The organism is Methanobrevibacter sp. (assembly GCF_015062935.1).
Classification (GTDB): Archaea; Methanobacteriota; Methanobacteria; order Methanobacteriales; family Methanobacteriaceae; genus Methanocatella.
In genome coordinates this window covers 25,815-49,215 of sequence record NZ_SUTM01000012.1, presented here as the reverse complement: position 1 = coordinate 49,215, position 23,401 = coordinate 25,815, and the positions used below count along the sequence as shown (strand labels likewise).

The 23,401-nt window shown below is 32.6% G+C and carries 20 protein-coding genes; 8 read left to right on the top strand and 12 right to left on the bottom strand.

The window, feature by feature from the left end; genetic code table 11:
* Position 1: 1 nt before the first annotated feature.
* On the bottom strand, positions 2 to 1,336 hold the full coding sequence (locus tag E7Z81_RS07115) for a GMC family oxidoreductase N-terminal domain-containing protein (protein WP_292745779.1): 1,335 nt from the start codon (positions 1,334 to 1,336) through the stop codon (positions 2 to 4).
* A 403-nt stretch (positions 1,337 to 1,739) separates the two neighbouring features.
* Here E7Z81_RS07115 and larE point away from each other — a divergent pair, with 403 nt between their 5' ends.
* Positions 1,740 to 2,750 (top strand): ATP-dependent sacrificial sulfur transferase LarE, encoded by a 1,011-nt coding sequence (gene larE / locus E7Z81_RS07110; protein WP_292745777.1) that lies wholly within the window; start codon positions 1,740 to 1,742, stop codon positions 2,748 to 2,750.
* Between the two features lie 8 nt (positions 2,751 to 2,758).
* Positions 2,759 to 3,514, top strand: a complete 756-nt coding sequence (locus E7Z81_RS07105) for a HesA/MoeB/ThiF family protein (protein ID WP_292745775.1) — start codon at positions 2,759 to 2,761, stop codon at positions 3,512 to 3,514.
* Between the two features lie 5 nt (positions 3,515 to 3,519).
* Here the strand turns inward: E7Z81_RS07105 and fdhD are convergent, their stop codons facing one another.
* From fdhD to E7Z81_RS07075, 6 genes are all read right to left on the bottom strand, one after another.
* Positions 3,520 to 4,350 carry a formate dehydrogenase accessory sulfurtransferase FdhD gene (gene fdhD / locus E7Z81_RS07100; RefSeq protein ID WP_292745773.1) on the bottom strand — a complete coding sequence of 277 codons (831 nt, stop codon included), beginning with the start codon at positions 4,348 to 4,350 and terminating at the stop codon, positions 3,520 to 3,522.
* 57 nt (positions 4,351 to 4,407) lie between these two features.
* The gene (locus tag E7Z81_RS07095; RefSeq protein ID WP_292745771.1) at positions 4,408 to 5,217 is read right to left on the bottom strand and encodes a hypothetical protein; all 810 of its coding nucleotides are present in this window, start codon (positions 5,215 to 5,217) and stop codon (positions 4,408 to 4,410) included.
* 82 nt (positions 5,218 to 5,299) lie between these two features.
* Positions 5,300 to 6,409, bottom strand: coding sequence for an aldo/keto reductase (locus E7Z81_RS07090; protein ID WP_292745769.1), 1,110 nt, complete (start codon positions 6,407 to 6,409; stop codon positions 5,300 to 5,302).
* 15 nt (positions 6,410 to 6,424) lie between these two features.
* Entirely contained in the window at positions 6,425 to 8,887 is a 2,463-nt protein-coding gene (locus tag E7Z81_RS07085) for an ATP-binding cassette domain-containing protein (RefSeq protein ID WP_292745767.1), read from the bottom strand.
* A gap of 161 nt (positions 8,888 to 9,048) precedes the next feature.
* The gene (locus E7Z81_RS07080; protein ID WP_292745765.1) at positions 9,049 to 9,480 is read right to left on the bottom strand and encodes a cyclophilin-like fold protein; all 432 of its coding nucleotides are present in this window, start codon (positions 9,478 to 9,480) and stop codon (positions 9,049 to 9,051) included.
* A 315-nt stretch (positions 9,481 to 9,795) separates the two neighbouring features.
* On the bottom strand, positions 9,796 to 10,815 hold the full coding sequence (locus E7Z81_RS07075; RefSeq protein WP_292745763.1) for an adenylosuccinate synthetase: 1,020 nt from the start codon (positions 10,813 to 10,815) through the stop codon (positions 9,796 to 9,798).
* A 190-nt stretch (positions 10,816 to 11,005) separates the two neighbouring features.
* Here E7Z81_RS07075 and E7Z81_RS07070 point away from each other — a divergent pair, with 190 nt between their 5' ends.
* The 5 genes from E7Z81_RS07070 to E7Z81_RS07050 all read left to right on the top strand — a co-directional run bounded on the left by E7Z81_RS07070 (position 11,006) and on the right by E7Z81_RS07050 (position 17,650).
* Positions 11,006 to 12,922 carry a histidine kinase dimerization/phosphoacceptor domain -containing protein gene (locus E7Z81_RS07070; protein WP_292745761.1) on the top strand — a complete coding sequence of 639 codons (1,917 nt, stop codon included), beginning with the start codon at positions 11,006 to 11,008 and terminating at the stop codon, positions 12,920 to 12,922.
* The gene (locus E7Z81_RS07065; RefSeq protein WP_292745759.1) at positions 12,912 to 14,780 is read left to right on the top strand and encodes a histidine kinase dimerization/phosphoacceptor domain -containing protein; all 1,869 of its coding nucleotides are present in this window, start codon (positions 12,912 to 12,914) and stop codon (positions 14,778 to 14,780) included. The genes E7Z81_RS07070 and E7Z81_RS07065 overlap by 11 nt, the downstream gene beginning before the upstream one ends.
* Positions 14,781 to 14,866: 86 nt before the next feature.
* Positions 14,867 to 15,277: a response regulator gene (locus E7Z81_RS07060; protein ID WP_292745757.1), complete on the top strand. Its 411-nt coding sequence runs from the start codon at positions 14,867 to 14,869 to the stop codon at positions 15,275 to 15,277.
* A gap of 10 nt (positions 15,278 to 15,287) precedes the next feature.
* Complete coding sequence (locus E7Z81_RS07055) at positions 15,288 to 17,030, top strand: glycosyltransferase (RefSeq protein WP_292745755.1); 1,743 nt, start codon at positions 15,288 to 15,290, stop codon at positions 17,028 to 17,030.
* On the top strand, positions 17,027 to 17,650 hold the full coding sequence (locus E7Z81_RS07050; protein WP_292745754.1) for a hypothetical protein: 624 nt from the start codon (positions 17,027 to 17,029) through the stop codon (positions 17,648 to 17,650). The genes E7Z81_RS07055 and E7Z81_RS07050 overlap by 4 nt, the downstream gene beginning before the upstream one ends.
* A 113-nt stretch (positions 17,651 to 17,763) precedes the next feature.
* Here the strand turns inward: E7Z81_RS07050 and E7Z81_RS07045 are convergent, their stop codons facing one another.
* Genes E7Z81_RS07045 through E7Z81_RS07030 form a run of 4 tightly spaced genes read right to left on the bottom strand, consistent with a single transcriptional unit; the run spans position 17,764 to position 20,895 of the window.
* Positions 17,764 to 18,357 carry a hypothetical protein gene (locus E7Z81_RS07045; RefSeq protein WP_292745753.1) on the bottom strand — a complete coding sequence of 198 codons (594 nt, stop codon included), beginning with the start codon at positions 18,355 to 18,357 and terminating at the stop codon, positions 17,764 to 17,766.
* Complete coding sequence (locus tag E7Z81_RS07040) at positions 18,354 to 18,950, bottom strand: hypothetical protein (RefSeq protein ID WP_292745751.1); 597 nt, start codon at positions 18,948 to 18,950, stop codon at positions 18,354 to 18,356. Before E7Z81_RS07040 ends, E7Z81_RS07045 begins: the two co-directional genes overlap by 4 nt.
* A 7-nt stretch (positions 18,951 to 18,957) precedes the next feature.
* The gene (locus E7Z81_RS07035; RefSeq protein ID WP_292745748.1) at positions 18,958 to 19,650 is read right to left on the bottom strand and encodes a DUF6882 domain-containing protein; all 693 of its coding nucleotides are present in this window, start codon (positions 19,648 to 19,650) and stop codon (positions 18,958 to 18,960) included.
* A gap of 9 nt (positions 19,651 to 19,659) precedes the next feature.
* Entirely contained in the window at positions 19,660 to 20,895 is a 1,236-nt protein-coding gene (locus tag E7Z81_RS07030; RefSeq protein WP_292745746.1) for an LL-diaminopimelate aminotransferase, read from the bottom strand.
* A 322-nt stretch (positions 20,896 to 21,217) separates the two neighbouring features.
* Here E7Z81_RS07030 and E7Z81_RS07025 point away from each other — a divergent pair, with 322 nt between their 5' ends.
* Positions 21,218 to 22,861, top strand: coding sequence for an ATPase (locus E7Z81_RS07025; protein WP_292745744.1), 1,644 nt, complete (start codon positions 21,218 to 21,220; stop codon positions 22,859 to 22,861).
* A gap of 59 nt (positions 22,862 to 22,920) precedes the next feature.
* Here E7Z81_RS07025 and E7Z81_RS07020 read toward each other — a convergent pair whose 3' ends face one another.
* Positions 22,921 to 23,394, bottom strand: coding sequence for a hypothetical protein (locus E7Z81_RS07020; RefSeq protein ID WP_292745742.1), 474 nt, complete (start codon positions 23,392 to 23,394; stop codon positions 22,921 to 22,923).
* Between the last annotated feature and the right edge of the window lie 7 nt (positions 23,395 to 23,401).

Here is a 23,401-nt window from a genome sequence, read left to right as displayed (position 1 = left end):
CTCAAATAGCATTATCTACAATTTTTGCCACTTTTTTAGCAATTGCAACAATTGTTAAAATTGGCGGCCTTCCTGGAGCTTCTGGAATTACGCTTGCATCACAAACGTATAATCCTTTGATTTCGGTTTCAAAATTGTTGTCGACAACTTCCCCTACAGCAGCAGTTCCTCCGGGATGTGCTCCTTTAAGAGATGTTGCAACAATGGAATCTGTTGAAACACCCAGTTTAAGCAATATATTAATAGCTTTTTGATATCCTTCCTTGATTAAATCAACATCAACTTTAGTTAATGTTTTTTCTATATTGCCTTTGGAATCAATTGTTCCAATACAGGTATCTGCAAATTTAAGCATTATTCCAATGACATCCTTTTCATCAGCATCAAATCCTCGTTCTTTAATTTGGGGAAGTAACTGCATTGAATAATGTGGAGACAGGAAATATGGACCAAATTCTGCCTTGATTCCCATCATCAGTTCATTTTTTAAATTTGCATCTTTGAGATATCCTCCGAGGGTTGTAAAAATATCAAAAAATATCTGACCGCCTACATTTGAAATTCCTGAATTCTTAAGTATAACAGGAGTATTTAATGCACCTGCACTGACTATTACTTTTTTTGCACGATATTCAATTTTTTGATTATTTTTATCTATTCCAACAACACCGGCTACCTCATTATTTTCATGCAGTATTTCAAATACATTGAAATCAGTGACTATATCACAACCGTAATCTATGGCCTGGCGAATAAAATAAGTCCCATCCCATTTTGCATCGAATACACATCCGTTGACGCATTTACCGCATAATTTGCATTTTTCAAAGTTAATGAATTTGGGCATTGGTTCGACAATGTAACCTAATTCCTCACCGGCTTTGGCAATGAGTCTTGTGGAATTTCCCCACAGATTTCTTGGAAAATAACGTACATTTAATTCACCGCTTGCTTCCAAAAGCTCTTCAAAGATATCTAATTTTTTATCTTCGAACTGTTGCATTATTGAGTTGGAATAACATCCGCTGCATGAAAAGCAGGCATTTCCTATGGATGCAGTTGTTGTGCCTCCAATCTCTTCTATATTTGTCAAATCCAGAGGTCTGGTTAAAAATGGATAATTTTTCTTATCTTCACTGGAAAGGTTATTTTTTAGATTAATCTGTTTTGTTTTCATATGGCCAACATAACTTCCGTCATTTTGAAAGTTTCCCTTTTCCAAAACAAGAACTTTCCGTCCGTTGTGAGCTAAATCCTTGGCTACAGTTGATCCTCCTGCACCAGACCCGATAACAATCACATCATAAATTTTAATTCCTCCAAAAAATATTAACAATTGTTATATTATCGTTTGCTAATTTAAAGTTTTCCATAACAAATTCAGAAATGCAAAAAAATATTACAATAATGTTTAAATCAGATTTTCCAAATGATTAAAAAAAATAATTTTGATTATAAAAGATATAACAAAAAATTTATATAGTAATTTGCACAATTTGTATTTGTGGAAAAAAATAACTATTGTTATATTTGAATTTCGAAGGGATTATCATTTTTCCATACCTCGGGCAGACATTAAAAAAATGTAAAACAAAACATTTCAACTAAATGTTTTATCTATCTCCAAATCTATAAAAATATAGAAATACATAGAGTTAAATGTAAATTGAACAACTCCTTAAAACATGAAACATAATTAAGAGCATTTTCATAATGCTCTTAAAAAACATTGGGATAAAATGAACTTAGAAGATAAAATCAATATCGTTAAAGATATTTTAAAAGACAAAAAAGTAGCCATTGGATTTTCAGGCGGTGCGGATTCAACTTTAATAGCTTATTTATCTTCAAAAGTTTCAAAAGATACTTTAGCAATTACAATTAATAATCATCTGCTTCCAACAGATTTTATTGAACATACAAAACATGTTGCAGAGTTATTTGGAATCAAACACAAAATCGTTGACATTAACTTTTATGAACATGAAGAATTTTTGTCAAACGATTCAAGCAGATGTTATAATTGCAGAACTTTAATGTATTCAAACATTGAAAAAATAGCTAAAGAGAATGGTTTTGATTTCATTTGTGATGGTAATAACATTAGCGATTTAGTCATTGACAGACCAGGAATACTTGTAACATACAGTAAAGGATTTGAAACACCGTTTATTGAAGCAAAATTAACTTCAAAAGACATTCATGAATTTCTAAACAAAAACAATATTCCTTATTCTAGATCCACTACATGCCTAGCAACTAGAATTCCGACAAATACAAAAACAACCAGCGAAAAAATTGAAAGGATACGATACTGTGAGGATTATATCCTGAAAAATACTTCCTGCAGTATCGTGAAAGTAAGGGATCTGAAAAAATACGCCATAATTGAAGTTGACAAATTGGATGAATTACTGAACAATGCAAAATATTCTAAAATCAATGCTGAATTAACTAAACAGGGTTTTAAAAAAGTTGCCTTAAATTTATCACCTATTGATGATGATGAATTTATTAAAATTGATTATTGTAACAATTCATTTTCATATCAACTCCCGTATACAATAAATATTGAAAATACAAAAAAGCAACTTAAAAACCAAATTATTACCAGCACAAATGAAAAAATTAACCTGAAAAACATGACAATTTTTGAAAACGGACTGATTGAAGGACATGACTTTGAAACATATGAAATCGCATTAGATTCCTTTATGGAAGTGCTGCCCAAATTAAGAAGAAATATATAGGTGAAAGAATGCCAACAAGATACATCGGTGATGGATACTGGGAAATAGCTTCCCGTCAAATGAGTATAGTAACCAGAAGTGAACAAGAAAGATTTAAAGATGCCAAAATCACAGTAATAGGATGCGGCGGAATTGGTGGAGAAACTATTGAAATGCTTGCAAGAATGGGAATCGGCGAACTTGTTCTAGTTGATAAGGACGCTTTTGACCTATCAAACCTAAACCGTCAAACATTAGCATCAATTGCAGATTTAGGTCTTGACAAAAGTGCCGTTGCCGCTGAAAAAGTAAGGCTGATAAACCCATATGTTAAAGTTACAACATTCAATGAACATGTCGACCAGACAAACATAGACAAAGTAATTGGAGATTCCAATATTGTTATTGATGCGCTGGACAATGTACTTACAAGAGTTATTGTATCCAGAACCGCAAAAGAAAAAGGAATCCCATATATCCATGGTGCAATTCATGGAACAATGGGTCAAATTACTGTATTTTTACCAAACAGCGAAAAAACATATGAAGAAATGTTTAATTTACCTTCAATAGGTAAAGATCTGAATGAAGAAACAATCAATGCTTTGAAAAATGTAACATCAGGTGTTCCACCTGTTATTGGACCTACACCTAATTTAATAGGTTGTCTTGAAGCATTTGAAGCATATAAAATAATTACTGGAGTAGGTAAAGTAACCGTAGCTCCAAATATATTAACTTTCGATTTATTGGATTTAGGTTCATTTTCACTAGATGAACTTTAAATCATCTACTTTTCCAGATTTACACGTTCGGGTGCAGTATAGATAGTGAACCTGTTATCGCGAACAAAACCAACCATAGTAATGTTACCTGCACGTGCCACATCAATTCCTGAAGATGCAGGTGCAGCATTTGAAATTATTATTGGAATTCCAACTCTAATCACTTTAATTAACATGTCCGCAGGCATTCTGCCACTGTATGAAATATAACATTTTGAAAAGTCATATCCCTCTTTTGAAGCGGCTCCGATTACCTTATCGACTGCAACATGACGGCTTACATCTTCACGAATGATAATGTTATCTTCATATTTCAGCTGTGCAACGTGTACTCCTGCAGTTTTTTGCCAAATTTTTGCCTCATCAGTCAGATGTTTAATATCCTTAATTATTTGAGTTGCATTAATTTTTAAATCAGCGGTATTTGGTTCTATTGTTTTAAGCTCAGACCTTATTCCTCCGGCATTGTCTGAATTTACTCCCTGATATTCAAGAAGCCTGCAAACACATGCATGTTCGCAGTTGCCTTTTCTTTCCTGAACAATACCTTCCTGTTCCAGGTCCTCTTCGGGACTGTGAGTTAATGTTGTTGATACCAGAATGTTTGTACCGTCTAAATTAATTGATTTAATATCATTATAATCTTTAATTAAACCTTCACCAAGACAATATCCGATTGCAAAATCTTCCAGATCCTTAGGATAGGTTGAAAACTTACGCGGAGGCAAATAATCTATAAACAGATAAGTATATTCATCATCAACACTGTTTTCCTTGATGGTTTTATATTGGCCATCGCTCCATTGAATAACATCAGTTTGTCTTAAGAATTCCATTTTTTCATCTCCAAATATAAATATTAACAATTGTTATATTTATACTTTAAAAAAAAATTAAAACTGCCTATTCAAAACATCCCTGAAATCCTTGAGAAATTTTTCCCGTGTTTCACTGTCGGTTTCAAGAATAGAAAGGTAAGGATTTAAATCTTCAAGTTCAACCAGTAATAGCTCCCCGTCTTGAGTTCTGCAAGCATCAACACGCTGAATTCCATTTTCAATATCATTCCACCTGATGAATTTCTGTGCAAATTCTTCATCATTATGAGTGAAATCATATCTTTTAAGCTCCCATCTTTTATCTTTATCAGGAGCATACATGGCATATTCCAGTGTATCATTCATAAAATAAAAGGACACTTCATATTTAAAGTCGACAGCAGGCTGAATTAGCATATCCTCCAATTCACGGTTAAATAACTCCTCTTTGGTGAGAAATTCAAGACCTATTGAATCAGCACCATCATTGGGTTTGATTACAAACTTGTCACATTGAGGCAGCAAATCAAAGTTTTCAAGGGAATCTATAGTTGGAATAACCGGAAACCCTTCTAAAGTCAAATCAATAAGATACTGTTTGCCGCACATGTCCGCTTTTCCCTTGAATTCATTGAATGTCTTAAGATTATTTGATTTAACTCTCTCAACAAATGAGTTATAAACATCACTAAATTCACTGACGGGACCCGTATTTCTAAAAATAATCAAATCAACATCACTTTCAAAACTTTTAGAGTTTCTTGGATTGCACAATACCAAATCAAAGTAATCCTTCAGGCATTCTGTAATGAACAAATCCTCTTTATAATAATCCCTGCCTTTGGCATCATAATACAAATCTGTCAAATACAATATCTTTTTCATCGAATCGTCCCTGAATTGTGTTATTTAATATTATCATAAAAAATTCACCAGGTTCTACAAGCCGGCGAAGTTCAAACTCAATTCACTCAAAAATATTTACAACCTTTTTAAGTTCTCGAGGAATATTTAAATGCTGCGGGCAAAACTCTTCACACTCCCCACAGTCAATGCAATCGGAAGCCTTTGAATATTGCATAGAAATGGAATCGTATTCATCATAATAATCCTGATTAAATGAAACAGATTTTTTATTCAAATTATATAAATCAAAAAATTTTGAAATAGGAATATCTGTAGGGCAGTGATTTTTACAGTAATCACAGGTTGTACATTGAATTTCATCACGATTTTGCATCAGGTCACAAGCTTTACTGAGTATCCTAACTTCAGAATCACTTAACTTATTGAATTTTTCTATGAAATCCATATTCTGTTTTATCTCATCAATTGTGCTCATACCACTTAAAATCATTTCAGCATCATCCAAATTTAAAACAAATGAAAGTGCCCACAATGCAGGCGTCCAGTCATTATAAGAATCGAATAACTTTTTAACATTAACATTAACTTTTGCCAGTTGCCCACCTTTAACTGGACCCATAACAAAAACAGGTTTGTTGTGTTTTACTGCCATTTCATAACAATTCCTGGATTGAACATAGGAATTATCCCAATCTTTGTAATTAATCTGCAGAAGCACAAATTCGATTTCAGGATGTTCAGTTAAAATTTTGTCCAGAACCTCGGGAGTATCATGTAGACTTAATCCAAGTTTTTTAATTCTTCCCTGACGTTTAAATTCATTTAAAATGTTGAAAATATCCAAATCCTTACATAATCCTTCATAATATCTGTCTTCTGCATCATGCACTAGATAATAGTCAAAATAATCAACTCCACAACGTTTAAGCTGATTTTCAAAAATTTCATAAGGATCATCGCTTCTTTTCATGGAGTAAACCGGCATTTTATCTGAAATGAAAAATTGATTTCGAGGATATCTTTCAACAACGGCTTTTCTAATAGCTACTTCACTTTCACCACTCAGGTAATCAACGCCTGTATCAAAAAACTTACCCCCTCTGGCAATGAATTCATCCACCATTTCATTAGTTTTTTCATAGTCGATTCTTCCTTTTTTTAATGGCAATCTCATAAATCCGAAACCGAATCTGTCAATATCATTTTTCATTTAAACACCTAAAATCTAGAATAATTCTTTTTCAGCCAAATATTTGCCGGTTAAACTACTTTTCGAATTAATTATATCCTCCAGACTACCTCTGGCCAATATTTCGCCTGCACAGTAGTTTTCACCGATTCCCATATCAACGATATAATCAGCATTAGCGATTAAATCAAGGTCATGTTCAATAACAATGACAGTTGCTCCCCTGTCAATGAGATTGTCAAAAACATCAATTAAAACCTTAACATCCAGCGGATGAAGACCTATTGTCGGTTCATCAAAGATAAATATTGAATTCTTTTGTGATTTTCCAATTTCAGAAGCCAGTTTTAACCTTTGAGCTTCACCACCGGATAAACTTGGAGTTGCCTCACCAAGGGTGAGATAACCCAATCCCAAATCGGACAGTTTCTGCAATTTAGATGTGACTTTTTTAAGCTCAAAGAGCTCTTCCAATGCTTCATCAATTGTTAAACTCATGATATCTGCAATGGAAAGTCCATTATATGTTATATCTTCAACTTTTTTATCATATCTGAGACCTTCACAATCAGGACAGGTCATTTCAACATCAGGCAGGAACTGCACATCCATGGAAACATGTCCCGTACCATTACAGGTTTCACATCTCAGTTTTCCAGTATTATATGAGAAATCTGCCATCTTATACTCATCAGTCAATTTAGCGAATTCCCTTCTTAAATCATCAAGGACCTTTGAGTATGTGGCAACGGTACTTCTTACATTTTTACCTATCGGAACACTGTCAATCAAGTCTATTTTCTTAATATTGTCACAATCAATATCCTGAACACCAACAGGCAAATCTTCATCGTTAATGTAAGATTTGACAGCAGGATATAATGCTTCTAAAAGCAGAGTTGTTTTCCCACTTCCGGAAACTCCGCTTACTACTGTTAATTTGCCTTTTGGAATTGAAACATCCATCTCTTTCACATTATGGATTTGAGAAGTTTTAATGTTAATCTCACCATTTTCAAAGACATTCGGTGATTTGTCCCTAATGATAATCTTTTCGGAATTTGTTAAAAACGGAGCAATTTGTGAAGAGCCATTATTTTTGATTTCATCTAAAGTTCCTTTTGCTATGATATTTCCGCCTTCAGCACCTGCTTCAGGCCCCATTTCAATCATATAATCTGCAATTCCCAATATTTTTGTGTCATGGTCAACTAAAATTATTGAATTTCCATCCTCGACCAATCGTCTGATAACATTAATTAGCCCATCAACATTATTCGGATGCAAACCTATTGAAGGTTCATCCAAAACATACAGCACTCCGGTTGTACGGTTTCTTAATGTTTTTGCAATTTGAACTCTCTGAAGTTCGCCAGTGGAAAGAGTATTTGAAGGCCTGTCAAGAGAAATATAGCTTAAACCCAAATCAAGCAAAATTTTTGCATTGTCCATAAATTCTTCGGATATGTCAACTGCCATTTGCCTAACACCATCCGGAAGTTCATCTATAACCTGCGAAATCCACAAAACCAGTTCCTTCAGATTCATTTGGCACGCTTCAGGCAGAGTTATTCCACCTAAAAGAGTTTTGCGAGCTTGTGAATTAAGTCTTGTTCCGTTACAGTCACTGCATACCTTAGTTGTTAGGAATTTATTGATTTTTGTTAAACCTTTTTCTGTCTTTGCATTTTTCAATGCCTCTTCAATAGCCTTATGTGCATTCCTATACTCTGCATTTAACTCAAACAGCTTACCGTTCTTGGACGGAATGTTAATGTACTTTTTCACTGCAGGGCCATTATAAACAATGTCCTTTTCTTCATCGCTTAAATCTTTAAACGGAACATCCAATCTAACTCCCAGCTCTCCTGCGACATGGTACATCCAAGAGATTCCAAACTGGTTCCATGCATCAACTGCCCCTTCTTTTAAAGTTTTTGTTTCATCTAAAATCAATTTTGAATCGTCCACATCCCTGATGTAACCTGTTCCGCTGCATGTTGGACAAGCCCCATCGGAGTTGAATGCATATTCCTCAGCACCCAATCCCCAAAATTCTACACCGCATTCAGGGCATTTAATTGGTATTTCACGAGCAACGCTTAATGTAGGTTCCTGAAGATGTCCGTTCGGACAGGTATAGTTACCACATCTTGAGTACAATAATCTTAATGAATTTAAAAGTTCTGTGGAAGTTCCAAATGTTGAGCGAATATTTGGAACATTTGGCCTTTGATGGAGTGCCAGAGCCGCCGGAACATACTGGATTAAATCAACTTGAGCCTTTTGAGATTGTGTGATTCTTCTTCGGGTATATGTGGAAAGCGCATCGAGATATCTGCGGGATCCTTCTGAATACAAAACTCCTAAAGCCAGTGATGATTTTCCGCTTCCGGAAACTCCTGAAACGGCTACAATTTTTCCAAGAGGAATATCCACATCAACATTTTTTAAATTGTGAACTTTAGCTCCACGAATAATTATCATGTCTTGATACATAGTTTATTATCTAAAAATTAAAATTAATATAATTTTGTCAAATCAATTTTACATCAATGAAAATATTTCCGCTTTTAAAAGCATTACAATAACAAAAAAAATAGAATTAACTATTCAAACAGCCTTAAACCGTTTGAATAGATATATTTAAACATTATGAGTTAATTTAAACTGAATGTCAGTTTAACATCACCTGAGCCTAAAATGCCTTTAAGCTCATCTGAACTTACGTTTTGTATTTTACCGATTTTTGTATAACTCCAGGAATGAGACTCATAGAACAGAGATATCTGATTTCCCTGATACAGTACAATATCGCCGGATGCAGTTTCAATATTTTCATCATTAGTAGGTAGTGAAAAACCCAAACTTCCCACTTTTTCAAAATTACCGTAGTCAGCTGCTTCAACAGTGACATTTCCATCATTTAAATGATTTATTAATTCTTCTGTTGCTGAATTATTTTCCAATTTAACATCAAAAGTCGTATTATTAATTTTAAGTTTAACAGTATCTGTTGAAATATCCTCGGCATTTACTGCTGAGCCTAAAAAAACGCTTAAAAAAATTGCTGCAAAAATTAGTTTATTCATGAATATTAATTTAAATAAATTAAAATAAAAAGTTTATGAGAAAAACTACCCAATCAACAAACATAATACTAAATAATTATTAATTGATTAAGAATATTGTTGCAATATATTCAGTATACTCCTCTGCTTCAATTCCAGGATCATCTATAACGAAATCACATCACAAACGCTTGAAAAATGGCAGATTGCAATCACGAATCTATTGAACATACCATTCAAACCCACAGAATATCCATTGGCATGATTAATAGAAATAATCCTTATTTCAGTCTTTAAATTATAAAAACATTAAAAAAAAAAAGTAGTAAAAAAGAATTATAATAATTCTTTTCTTAAATCAATTGTGTCTTTTAAGTCAGGGCCTGTAGAAATAATTGTTACAGGAACTCCTGTTTCAGTTTGAATATCTTCAATGAAAGCTTTAGTTTCAGCAGATAAATCATCATAGTTTTGTACACGGGCACAGTCAAAGAGTTTATCGACACAAGTTAAAGCTATTTGAGTTGCTCCGTTGATTCTACAAGATTCTTTAGCAAGTTCCATATCAAAGTAACCGATTCTTCTACGTCTTCCGGTTACAACACCATATTCTTCAAGACCTTTGCTTTCTGCTTCTTCCTGGGTCATTTCTGTTGGGAACGGACCTTCACCAACACGGGAAATATATGCTTTAAATACATCAATGACTTCATCTACTTTAGTTGGTCCAACACCTACATCCGCAGCAAATGTGGATGCTGTAGTGTCTTTACTAGTTACAAACGGATAAGATCCATAATAAAGTGAAAGAGCAAAACCTTGTGAACCTTCAATAAATACATCTTCACCATTGTCAATTGCTTCATTACAAGCTAAAGACACATCAGTAATGTATTCTTCGAGTTCAGGAACATCTTTTGCCAGTTCAATAGTTCTTAATACACGGTCTGAATTTGCAGGTCCGCAACCTGAACCGGTACTTCCGATTTTTTTAGCCAAATGCTCTGAGCTTTTATCCCTTGACATGTGATCTTCATTAATTATTGCACATCTAGGGTCAACGCACATTCTTTCTTTAACATTATACTTCTTTAAATTTTCAAATTCATTAAATAATACATCCGGATTAACTAAAACTCCTGCTCCTATCATGAGTTTAGCATCGGTATGTACAAAACCAGATGGGGTTAACCTTAAACCATATTTTTCTCCATTGAATTCAACGGAATGCCCTGCATTTGGTCCGACTCCTGCACGAGCAATAATCTCTGGCTTATCATTGTCACAAAGGTAGGTAATACATTTTCCTTTACCTTCATCACCCCATGCTCCACCAACTAAAATACTACAAGTCATCTAATAACTCCTTTTTAAAATATCAATAATTGAAAATCTTATAAAATTTTCATAACAATAATACTATATATTTACTAATTAAAAAGGTTTTCCAAATTTTATATACTTCCATTTTAAACTATTTTCATTATAATATAAATATAATATTAAATAAAAATTAATACATATTTAACAAAAATCAGGTAATTACATGCATATAAAAAGGAAGTATCGAGAACTGGAAAAAGTCGAAGAGGTTCGTGTGTACAATTTTAATAAAGTCGAACTTCTCAAAAATGCTCCTCAAGTTAAAGACCCTGGAAAAGTTCGTTTCAGCAATATAATGAAACATGTACCTTCCGACATAAATGTATTTACACCAATTGACGGTGGAGAAGATTTTATTGTTGAACGTGTAGGGTGGAGCATTCTAGAAAGAGCTAATGCGCAATTAATAAATGTTGAAGGGCGAAAATTAAGTCAAGTCTCACCATTTTATTATGAAATATTCAAAGATGGACTTAAAGAAGTTTATGAAACCAATAAAACCAAAACCATGAGAATATTTTATTATAACAGTGACCGCATAAGCAATATTGCAAACGTCCATATTGCACAGGACGAAGATGAAATTTATATTATTTCAGATATTTTAAACAAAATTGATGAAGAAGAAAAAACGCTCGAAGAGCAAAAAAGAGAAGAAGACGAGAATAAAGCAAACATGATTGAATACTTCTCACAGACCGGAAGCTATTATAAAACAAGAGACGAATTTACATGGACCCCCGGCATTTATAATATCATAAACCGTTCAAGGGAGCCAAATGACTCATTTTATAACATTATTTTTGATTTAGTAATTCCTGAAGACAAACCTCTGGTTGAAGAGTTGCTTGAAACAATGAGCCCTGAAACTGACACTTACGAAAATATTATTCGTATTAAAACCCCTGGAGGACATATAAAATATTTGGACACATATCTTTATTCCAAATTTGATGAAAACGGTGAGGAAATAAGTCATTACGGTTTATTCAAGGACGTCAGTGTGGATTCACATAAACATATGACAAGACCTGTCGATTTCATGCTGAACGGTTTTAATCACAATACCAAGTTATCTCTACTCATTGAACCATTAAGCAAAAGATATGAATTCAGTGAAGGATTCTATAGAATGATTGAAGTTCCTAAAACCGAATATATTCACAACAAAGCAATTTTAAACAATGTCGTTGAAGATGATGTTAGAGAAGAACTTGAGGAATTAATCAACAATCAGAGAAATGAAGTGAATAGGATTTTCACATATAATGTGAAAGGAGACCCGAATAACCAAAAAATCTGTGAATTATTTATTGAAAAATTCAAATACGGTAATAAAAGCCACAGTATCGGATTTTTAACAGATATTACATACGCCCGTAAAAAACAGAAAGAGTTAATGGATTCCAATGCCACTAAAAATATTTTAATTAAAGAGGTGCACCACAGGGTTAAAAACAATTTGCAGGTATTAAACAGTTTCCTGAATCTTGAAAGAAGAGCATATGGAGATAATCCTAACAGAATTTTAGATAACATGCAGGCACGTTTAGCTTCACTTGCACTTCTGCACGAAAAAACTTATAATACCGATGATTTCATTAACATTAACCTCGCAGATTATATGCATGACCAGGACGATACTTTGCAGTCCTTATTTAGAACAAAAAATATTCATTTTGAATCCGAAATAGATCCAAAAATCCATTTACCTATGGATGTGATTACACCCCTACTTTTAATAGTTGATGAACTGACAATGAATGCGATTAAACATGCATTCCCCGATCCGGAAATGCCCGATAAAACTATATCTAAAAAGATTGATTATATTGACAAATATTTCTGTGAATTAATTCTTAAGGATAACGGTGTGGGACTTGAAAGTCCTGATTCATTAATTAATCACAATTTGGGATGGGAAATAATAAATAATTTAACCCGACAAATCAATGGGGAACTCGAAATTTTAGACACTGATGTCGGAACAGGATTTAGAATAATTTTCCCTGTGAACTTTGAACATGCAATTGAAGAATATCATGAAAAAAATAATGCAGGTGACTTAAATGAGGCTTGAAAAAACATATCGCCAACTCGAAGATATTGAAGAAGTCCATATCTACGACATTACAGAAAGTGAACTATTTCAACATGTCCCTCGACAATTTGAAACACCAGAAATACCATTTGAAAAAACATTAGATTCCATATCAAACGATTTAGACGTATTTATACCTTATAATGACGGTGAGGACTTTATTGTGCAAAGATTAGGGCTTGGTGCATTAGTTCGCGGTAACATACATCAAGATGATGTAACTGGACGATTGCTCAGTAAAACATCACCAGGATTTTATAAAGTTTTAATTGAACCATTAAGACATGTTTATGAAACAAAAGAATCAAAAAGAATGATATTTTATTATCATTTCCATGAAAAACTAGCTAGATTTTCTAACGTCCGAATCCTTAACGATTTGGGTAAAATTATCCTAATTTCAGACCACCGTGACAATCAGGAAACTAGATTACATGTTCCTGATGAAGGTGCTGATGAAAAAGCTAATTTAATTGAATACTTCTCACAAACAGGAAGCTATTACAAAATCAACGACAGATACACATGGACACAGGGTATTTACAATATTCTCAACCGTACACGTGAAGAAAATGACGAATATTACAATATAGTTTTTGATTTAGTTATTCCGGAAGACAAGCCATTAGTGAAAAAAATGCTTAATGAGCTGGATGATGGAAAAACCACATACGATTCAATTATCAGAATAAAAACAGATGATGGTACATTAAAGTATATTGAAGTAAACTTATATTCCAAATTTGATGATGAAGGCAAATTATTAAATAGATACGGTTTAATGAAGGATGTGAGTACCGATTCAAACAGGAAAATGACCAGACCTGTTGACTTTTTACTTAAAGGTTTCAAAAGCAGCACAAAACTGGCATTGTTAATTGACCCATTGAACGTCAAGCACTATGAATTCTCCGAAGGTTTTTACCATGTGATTGAAACCGATCCAGAAAAATATTACCATAGCCGAAAAGTGATTGACAATATTGTTGAAGAAGACGTAAAAGCTGAAATCAAAAGATTGGCTGATGGAGAAATAGACGAAGTTGAAAAAACATTCACTTATAACGTGCATGGTGATGAAAACAATCAAAAAACCATCGAAGTATATCTTGAAAGATTCGAGTTTGGAGAAAATTCACACAGTATCGGATTTTTGACTGATGTGACTGAAGACAGAGAAAAACAAAAGGAATTGGTTGAAGCAAACGAACACCAAAAAGTTTTAATCAAAGAGGTCCACCACAGAGTTAAAAATAATCTGCAAGTATTAAACAGTTTCCTAAATCTTGAAAAAAGAGCATATAAAGATAAACCTCACATAATCATAGACCACATGCAATCAAGATTATCTTCATTGGCTATTCTTCATGAAAAGACTTATAACACTACAGATTTCAAAAATATTAATTTAAAAGATTATATTGTTGATCAAGATAGTCAAATGACAAGTTTGATCGGTTTAAGAGATGGAATTAAATTCGAGTCAGAAGTGGATGACGACATTAACTTAACCATCGAAGTCATTACACCACTGTTATTGGTCATTGATGAACTAACAATGAATGCGATAAAACATGCATTCCCAGATAAAAGCGTTCCAAATAAAGTAATTTACAAAAAAATTAGCAAATTAGACCCTGAAACCGGACAGTTAATCCTTAAGGACAATGGTATTGGTATAGAAAATCCTAAAAAAATATCTAAAAACTTGGGTTGTGAAATTATTAAAAATCTCACAAAACAGCTAGACGGACATATCGAGTTATACCAACACGAAAATGGAACAGGTTACAGACTAACATTCCCATTAAATATGGAACACACTATCGAAGGATAATAGTTAAGAAAAATACGAACAAAATACACTTAAAATATTTATAAAATAAACAATAATAAATTAATATTAATAATGGATGGTTTAAAATGAATGAAAGAATATTAATTGTAGAAGATGAGGCAATTACTGCATTAGATTTGAAATATAGTTTAGAAGAATTAGGATATGAAATAGTAGATACAGTAGATACCGGTCAAGATGCAATCGATACCGCTGCAGAAACCGTACCTGACGTTGTTTTAATGGATATTAAATTAAAAGGGGATATGGAAGGTATTGAAGCTGCAGAAATTATTTCAGAATTGAGAATTCCAATCATTTACCTGACAGCAAACACAGACACAGACACCTTTGAAAAATCTAATGTTAAAGGATCATATGGATTTGTTTCAAAACCTTATGATATTCAAAAACTAGATAAAACTCTCAAAATTACTATCAACAGAGCAAAGTTAGAAGAAAAAAGAATTGACGATGCTAGTGGCTTTACAGAATAAATGATTTAACATGACTGAATATGAATTAATCGAAGGTAAGCCAAAGATTTTTGCAATCAGCCAAGATAAGGAATTGCTGTCTGAAATTCAAGAATATGTAGTTAATTATGACTATGATTTTGTAGGTTCTGCCTACGAAAAAAGTGACATATTCAAAAAAGTTGAAGAATCCGTAAATCTAATATTTTTAGATTCCGAGATTGAATCAATCGACTTGCTTGAATTAACTGATGATTTAGAACTGTATAACATTCCAATCATAGTCATCATCGGAGATTTATTCAATGAAACCATCGATAAATTATTAATGAGCAATCCTTATGGATATTTAATTAAACCTCTTGACGAAGATGAACTTCAAAGGTCCATGGCTGTAGCTTTAAGAAAGCATGAAAGAAACATCCAGACTATCCAAGAGGCTCAATCAAAATTACAGGAAAAAAGTACAGAGCTTCTGATTGAAAAATCAGATTCCAGTTTACTTCTGATTCTTTGTGTTTCTTTAATAATCATGGCAATATTGTCCAGAAATGCAACTTGGCTGCAATGGGTAATTTTAATTCCTACCGGAGCAATGCTTATTAATTCACTAGTCAGTCTTAAAAAACAGAAAAAGCCAGAACCTATTTCTGAATATCCTTTTGTCAGTATTTTCATTCCTGCACACAATGAAGAGTATACAATTGAAGATACTGTAAGAAGCGTATGCCAACTTGATTATCATAATGATGATGGAGAACCAAACTATGAACTTATTGTTGTAAATGACGGTTCTACAGACTCCACCGGAGAAATATTATCCAGTTTAAAAGGAGAATATCCTCAAGTTAAAATCGTTACAAGACACCCTCCTAGATCTGGAAAGGGAAAAGGTTTTGTTTTAAATGATGCATTGACATTGTCCAGAGGAGAGATTATTGGCGTATTTGATGCAGATACAAGAATTAAACCAGATTACCTGAAAACTGTCATGCCTTACATAAATGATGAAATAGACGGCGTGCAAACAAGAGTTAAAATGTTTAATAAGAATGAAAACTTTTTAGCCCGTATGCAACATGTAGAATTTACAACATTCGGAAATACACTAATTGCAAAAGACAATTTAGGCCACACAGGATTTTTAGGTGGAAACGGACAGTTTGTGAAAAAACAAGCCATAATTGAATGCGGAAAATGGGATGGATTTGCAGTTACTGAAGATTTGAATTTAGCCATTAAAATCATTCTTCAAGGAGGAAAAATCAGTTACTGCGGTGAATGTGCAGTTTACCAGGAAGCCGTTACCGATTGGAAATCATTTTATAGACAAAGAATTAGATGGGCAATCGGAAACTTTGAAACATTATTTGTCTACTTGCCCCAAATTTTAAGATCAAAAATTTCCTTATTGAAAAAATTCAATGTTATTGAGCACATTTCATTTTACAGTTTTAACCTATTAATCTTCTTCGGATTCGTTATTACAATACTTAATGCAATTTCATGGTTCTTTTTCCAGAACGTTACTTTAATCAGAATGGAAGCTCCTGTGATAGTAGGTATTCTATCAGCTATTGCATTTTTCCCAGGAATGATATTCGCTCTTGTAAGAGATAGACTAGGAGCTCTAGAATTAATAAAAGACCTCGTTAAATATTATATTTATTGTTTCCACTTGATTCCATTGTTCTTCTTAACTATGTACACTATGATGACTAGAAAAGAAAGAAAATGGTCTAAAACTGTACACAAAGGAGGTAAAGAACAATGAGGCGAGAAGACATAATCCGTGCAGTGATAATTATAGTCATTATCATTTTCCTAGCAATTAACATTAACGGAATAAACAGTTTCTTAAGTTTTAAAACTGATGACACCGTGGAATTTGGACACAGTATTGCTGTCGTTCCACAAGCATGGAATTCAACAGACGAATTGAATTTAACAAACCAATCCAAAACCCCGCATGCAATAACAAATGGATATGTTTTCATTGACCATTGGGATGACTGGCCGGAAGACCATATTACTTCATTATCAGTATCAAAATTCAAATCAATGGAAAATGGCGGATATAAAGTTTTAAAAAATGAAAATAGTACTATATCAGGAGTTAATGTTTCCAAGCAATATTTCTCAAATCCATCAAGAGATACTGATGAAATCTGGAACCATATTGGAGTAAACTACGTATTCCAAAAAGAGGATACAAACTATTCAATTCAGGTCCACTACTTCACAACAGCCGACTACAACAATACAACATTCGTTAAGGAAATAGATGACCGTATTGAAGATGACATGAGCAATATCCACAATACCGAATACAACGGATTTGTATCAGGAGTTCGTGGAGTATTCAATTATATCACTAATCACGTTCCACATTAAGTATGTGTTAAATCAAAATAAGAGTTAATAATTTTAATAGATATTAATTTGAAATTAAATAAAATATCTATTAAACTAATTTTTTTAATATTAAAAATAAAATCAATATAAAATTATTTCTTAGTATACATCAGAGGATGATTTTCGAAGACAGGATTTTTAACAATGTTTCTTTTTAAATGATATTTTAAAAAAGAAAGCATCCACTGATTGGACAGTTCCCTTAAAGAAGCATCATCCAACTTTTCATATTTGGTGAAGAAATCCATTTGATTTCCGCCAACAGCAATAGCCATGTCTTTTGTTTCTATCAACATGAAAAAATCATTACGGATATTGTGGATATCAAAATCATCGACAACTGAAATTGTTTTTTCCTTCTTGAAATTATAGAAAAAGGTATTGAGATATTCAAAATCAATGAATTTAACTTCGACAATATCATATAAGACCTCTTCGCTCAGTATTTGATTTTTGAAATTGTACTTTGCCAAAAAATCAATATCCCAAATATTATTATAAAAAGCAGTTATGAATGAATCAACTGCAAAACGAACAGTCAAAGGAAAATCTTCACTTTCCTTAGGAACGCCCAGTTCAACATCTTTAAATTCCAGATATATGGAATCTTGAGCTATTTCAACAGAAGTTAATTTAGAAGAATTAATCATTACTTCACGAATTAATTTTAGTGATCTCACATTCATTTTAACACATCTTTATTAATAAAACACTCATAGGCGCCTTCAATTTCATATTCCTTTTCACTATCAAAAGATTTATCCCATTTGAAAGGATTTATTTCAATCTGACTGTTTACAGTCCCATCCCATATAATTGAAAAGCCTTCGGATTTCAAACTTTCTGCAGCAATTTCGCCAATTTCCAATGCTTTTTTCTCATTATTTTCAAAATCGCTAAATGTGATTTTTAATTTATTGTCCCAAATTGCTTCCTCAACATCTTCAAAAGTGTAAAAACAAAAACCTACGGGATTGAATTTATTATTCAATAAGTGTACCTGCAATTCAAAAGCATCCGCAACGCCTTCCTCAATATCAAAACCGCAATTATGTACAGCCAAAATATCCTTTTCAACGAGTGAATTGAATGCACATTCAAGTTTGTTGAAATTGACATTATCAAAATCATTTAAAGAAATATTGAATTGAGAAAAATCAATATCCTCCTCAATGAATTGATCTTCCAATATTTCCTGGATTTCATCAATATTAAAAAATCCGGATTTAGTTAAAACCTCTATCAGATATTCTATTTCTTCAACTAAATCCCGATCCATAATACCACTAATCCTCTTCATCATACATTAATATACGAGTTACGTTGCCTCTTTCAGTAAAACCAACAATAATCCTGCTTTCACCAATTTTAGCTACAGCAAAATCATCATGAGGTTTAAATCCATAGCCTTTAAGTTTTGTATAAGATTCAAATGCTATTTGAGGATAAATCCTGAAATTCTTTTGGAATGTATAAAATGTATCCCTAAATTTGATAAGGGAATTATTTTCTTTAATCAAATCTGAATTGAATACAACATAAATATCCAGTCCCTCTTCTGAAACTGCATAATATGCATCCATATTACAAAGACCTATAGCAACCATTGCCAGGGTATGGCAATCGTTAATATCTGCATTTAGAACAGGAGTATTTAATTCAGGAATATTAAAGTTATCACCAAACTCTTTTACCTTAAAAGCAGTTTGAATCAAATCTTTTCCAAAAATATCCTCATTATCCCATGCCCATGACCATTGTCTTAAATCAGGATTATAGAAGCTTAAAATCTGAACAGGAATTTCAATATCTCCAAATGAGATTTTACCTTCTTCAATATCTAGTTCTCCTACAGTTTCACCAATTAATTCAGATAAATTTTCTTGTTTATCCAAAGCCAATGCACCATATTTGGATAAAATAGTTTTAAATGTGTCTTCTTCTTCTATTTCAACAGGTTTTTCAAATTTAGCTTTCAAATTTAACACCTAAAATTCTAATTTTGAAATTCTATCCATAGCTTCTTTAGTATTTTCTAAAGTATTGAATGCAGTAAGTCTTAAATAACCTTCACCACTAGGGCCGAATCCGGAACCTGGAGTTCCAACGACATTAGCTTCGTTCAATAATAAATCAAAGAATGCCCAGGAGTCCATATTATTTGGAGTTTTTACCCAGATATAAGGTGAACTTACTCCACCATAAACTTCAAGACCTAAATCAGCTAAACTTTCTCTAATTATTTTAGCATTAGCCATATAATAATCAATTACTTCTTTAATTTCTTTTTTACCTTCTGGAGAGTAAACCGCTTCAGCTGCTTTTTGCACCGGATAAGATGCGCCGTTGAATTTTGTGGTTTGTCTTCTATTCCATAAAGGATTTACTTCAACTGCATTACCTTCGCTGTCATATGCTTTTAATTCTTTAGGAACAACAGTGAATGCACAACGTGTTCCGGTGAATCCTGCAGTTTTTGAAAAACTTCTAAATTCTATTGCAACTTCTTTTGCACCTTCAATTTCATAAATACTATGAGGAACATTGTCTTCATTTATGAATACTTCATAAGCTGCATCGAATAATATAATAGCTTTATTTTCTATTGCATAATCAACAAAAACTTTCAATTGATCTTTTGTAAGTGTAGTACCGGTTGGATTGTTAGGGTAGCATAAATAGATTATGTCAACCGGTTCGGAAGGAAGTTCAGGGACAAAACCGTTTTCGGCATTGCATTTAAGGTATGTTAATCCTTCATACATTCCATCGTCACCCATTTCACCGGTTCTGCCTGCCATTACATTGGTATCAACATATACAGTATAAACAGGGTCAGTTACAGCAATCTTATTGTCAATGCCAAAAATTTCCTGGATATTACCAGTGTCACATTTTGCACCGTCACTTATGAAAACCTCATCAGTATCCAGTGATATTCCAAGAGGATTGTAATCATTTTTAATAATTGCTTCAGCTAAAAAACCGTAACCTTGTTCAGGACCATAGCCCATAAAAGTATCTGCATTTCCCATTTCATCAACAGCATCGCTGAATGCTTTTACAACAGCCGGGACTAATGGTTTAGTAACATCTCCAATACCCATTTTAATAATGTCTGCATCGGGATTGGCTTTTCTAAATTCCGCTTCTCTTCTAGCTACTTCTACAAAAAGGTAACTGCTTTTTAATTTAAGATAGTTTTCGTTAATTTTAACAACCATGATAATTCCTCATAAATCATTAATCTAATTTATATTTTATTTTAAAAATATATAAATTGATTGTATGGTAAAATATACAGATTTTTAATTAAAAAATAAAAAAATATTTTAAAAACTATCTAATTATTAAACATATAATGTGAAAACAGTATGACTACAAAAACTGATAAGAAATACTCAGATAATCGAAAAAAATAAAATAAACAATTATTTTTAAATTTAAAAAATTTTTATCAACATTTAAATAGTCCATGAAAATATTTAAATTAAGTATTTTACATATATTATATTTACTATAAATTAAGAAAAAGGGTTAGGAAAAATGAACGGAACAACAATCATACTTTGGGCAACCATTTTTATTATAGGTGCTATTGCCATTATTTTGGTTAAACTGCATTATAGAGGAGCTGAATTAGAAAAAGAAGAAGAATCTATATTGCCTACAGAGGCTATTGGTAATTTTTTATCCAACCAACGGAAAACCGAACCTGAAAAACCTTCTCTGAATCCACAAACCCAACAAAATAATAATTTTCTTAATAAGTCCAGTCCTATTGTAGAAGAGGATGCAGGGATTTATCTCGCCCCTGAAGTTGAAGAGGACAACTATAAAAACCTCGAATACGAATCTCAAAATCAAGTACTTATCAATTATGAAAATAAAATTAAAAAAAATCAAGATCCAATGAACGAATACCAGGTTGAAATTATGAGTCAAGATAACGAAAAACATGAATTAAAAGATTTATTCACTATCGATGAATTGATTAAAGAATCCAAAAGAAAAGACAGTGAAAGGGAAAAAGAAGCACAGCAAATTCACAAAGATGATGATGAAGAGTTAAATGAACTTAAAGAAAGCATCAGAAGAAGAAAAGAAAATGAGGAAATTGAAGATAAACTCATTGAAGAAATTTTAGCCGACGAGGAAATAGAAAAAATATTATCCGGCGAAGATAAAGTTCCTGAAGAAACCACTACCAGCACAGAAAAACCAAAAGAAGAAACCATAGAAGACATCATTACAAAAGAAGAAAAAGAAAACGTTACCACCACAGAAAAACCAAAAGAAGAAACCATAGAAGACATCATTACAAAAGAAGAAAAAGAAACACCTGAAGATACAGTTCAGGAGGTTTTAGAAGTTGAAACTATTGAAGATGTGCTCACTGAGAAAGAACCTGATGAAACTGTCAGTGAAACTCCTTCTGTAGCATCACAAAAAGATATAGAAGAAGCAATTTCCAGCGCTTCACAGGAAGTCGAAGAAAAAGAAATTGAAGAAATATCTGAAAGTGACAATATCACCGATGTTTTATTGAATTCAGAAGATAATGTCCAAGAGGAAATTAAAGAACCTGCTTTAAAATCCCCAACTAAAATTTCAGAAAAATCTGATGACTTTGGAGCACCTATTGATGATTCTAACTTATTTGAACCAGAAGAAACAAATGAATTGGATTATAGAAATGACCTAAACAAAATTAAAAATACAATCAAAGGTTCAAAAATCTTCCAAGACGTTAAGGAAAGATTAAGACCTGAACCTGAGTACAGTCCAATCAATGATTTAGAAGAAAACTACATCAGAAATGTTAATGAATATGAGGATGAATATGCACCAATCATCAACGAAACCCATGATGAATTCGGTGAATACTATGAACCTAACTATGATGAAGCGATAAGAGAACAAAACACACGCAAATTATTTGAAAAATCCGAAGTGAAAAAGGTTGAACCGGTTTTAAATACCATTAAACCTAAACCATCAAGGGAAAATATTAAAATCCATCTAAACAATTCTGAAGTTGTACTTAAAAAAGGAGATGAAATCATCTTCAAACATGATGGGGAAACTTATTCCAGTCAGGTTTATGCAATCAACGGTGATGACATCTCTGTAAGATACAGAAGAAAAGATATAAAAATCAAACCTGCAGATGTGAAAAAGATATACTAATATCTTTTTTACTAACACCACAAAACTTATTTTTTAAAAAAAAAAGAAATAGAGAAAAATCATTGAGATTCTTCTTTATTTAACCTATAACTGCCGTTTTCAACAATATATTTTGGTACGATAATCTTTAAAGATCTGATTACGTTCAAATAGAAATCATCCAATTCCCTGTCAGCATACGGATAAGTATATTCAAAGATATACAGATTATTATCCTCAACATACAGAAATTCATTACGGCGAATCTCTTTTTCACCATCAGAGAATGATGAGACTATCATATAATATATATCATCATTTATAGCCAGAAAATCTGAAGTCACCAAATCAATACGGTCATTGTTTTTTAAGTTTTTTTCAATATCCTCCATGATTTCCGGAAGGCCGACCAAAGTAGGAGTTGTTGAAAATTTAATTGACATAGGTATTTTTGTATTTACCAGATACATGTCATTGAATTCATCTTTTGTAGCAACAGCTTCAAAGTCTTCAGGCATCTGAAGTGTTACAAAACCATTTGAGAATAATGTCATCAAATCA

What these genes read in the sequence shown, in the direction of transcription:
- larE (WP_292745777.1), top strand. Translation starts at nt 1,740, where the DNA reads ATGAACTTAGAAGATAAAATCAATATCGTTAAAGATATTTTAAAAGAC.
- E7Z81_RS07105 (WP_292745775.1), top strand. Translation starts at nt 2,759, where the DNA reads ATGCCAACAAGATACATCGGTGATGGATACTGGGAAATAGCTTCCCGT.
- fdhD (WP_292745773.1), bottom strand. Translation starts at nt 4,350, where the DNA reads ATGGAATTCTTAAGACAAACTGATGTTATTCAATGGAGCGATGGCCAA.
- E7Z81_RS07095 (WP_292745771.1), bottom strand. Translation starts at nt 5,217, where the DNA reads ATGAAAAAGATATTGTATTTGACAGATTTGTATTATGATGCCAAAGGC.
- E7Z81_RS07090 (WP_292745769.1), bottom strand. Translation starts at nt 6,409, where the DNA reads ATGAAAAATGATATTGACAGATTCGGTTTCGGATTTATGAGATTGCCA.
- E7Z81_RS07085 (WP_292745767.1), bottom strand. Translation starts at nt 8,887, where the DNA reads ATGTATCAAGACATGATAATTATTCGTGGAGCTAAAGTTCACAATTTA.
- E7Z81_RS07080 (WP_292745765.1), bottom strand. Translation starts at nt 9,480, where the DNA reads ATGAATAAACTAATTTTTGCAGCAATTTTTTTAAGCGTTTTTTTAGGC.
- E7Z81_RS07075 (WP_292745763.1), bottom strand. Translation starts at nt 10,815, where the DNA reads ATGACTTGTAGTATTTTAGTTGGTGGAGCATGGGGTGATGAAGGTAAA.
- E7Z81_RS07070 (WP_292745761.1), top strand. Translation starts at nt 11,006, where the DNA reads ATGCATATAAAAAGGAAGTATCGAGAACTGGAAAAAGTCGAAGAGGTT.
- E7Z81_RS07065 (WP_292745759.1), top strand. Translation starts at nt 12,912, where the DNA reads ATGAGGCTTGAAAAAACATATCGCCAACTCGAAGATATTGAAGAAGTC.
- E7Z81_RS07060 (WP_292745757.1), top strand. Translation starts at nt 14,867, where the DNA reads ATGAATGAAAGAATATTAATTGTAGAAGATGAGGCAATTACTGCATTA.
- E7Z81_RS07055 (WP_292745755.1), top strand. Translation starts at nt 15,288, where the DNA reads ATGACTGAATATGAATTAATCGAAGGTAAGCCAAAGATTTTTGCAATC.
- E7Z81_RS07050 (WP_292745754.1), top strand. Translation starts at nt 17,027, where the DNA reads ATGAGGCGAGAAGACATAATCCGTGCAGTGATAATTATAGTCATTATC.
- E7Z81_RS07045 (WP_292745753.1), bottom strand. Translation starts at nt 18,357, where the DNA reads ATGAATGTGAGATCACTAAAATTAATTCGTGAAGTAATGATTAATTCT.
- E7Z81_RS07040 (WP_292745751.1), bottom strand. Translation starts at nt 18,950, where the DNA reads ATGGATCGGGATTTAGTTGAAGAAATAGAATATCTGATAGAGGTTTTA.
- E7Z81_RS07030 (WP_292745746.1), bottom strand. Translation starts at nt 20,895, where the DNA reads ATGGTTGTTAAAATTAACGAAAACTATCTTAAATTAAAAAGCAGTTAC.
- E7Z81_RS07025 (WP_292745744.1), top strand. Translation starts at nt 21,218, where the DNA reads ATGAACGGAACAACAATCATACTTTGGGCAACCATTTTTATTATAGGT.
- E7Z81_RS07020 (WP_292745742.1), bottom strand. Translation starts at nt 23,394, where the DNA reads ATGACATTATTCTCAAATGGTTTTGTAACACTTCAGATGCCTGAAGAC.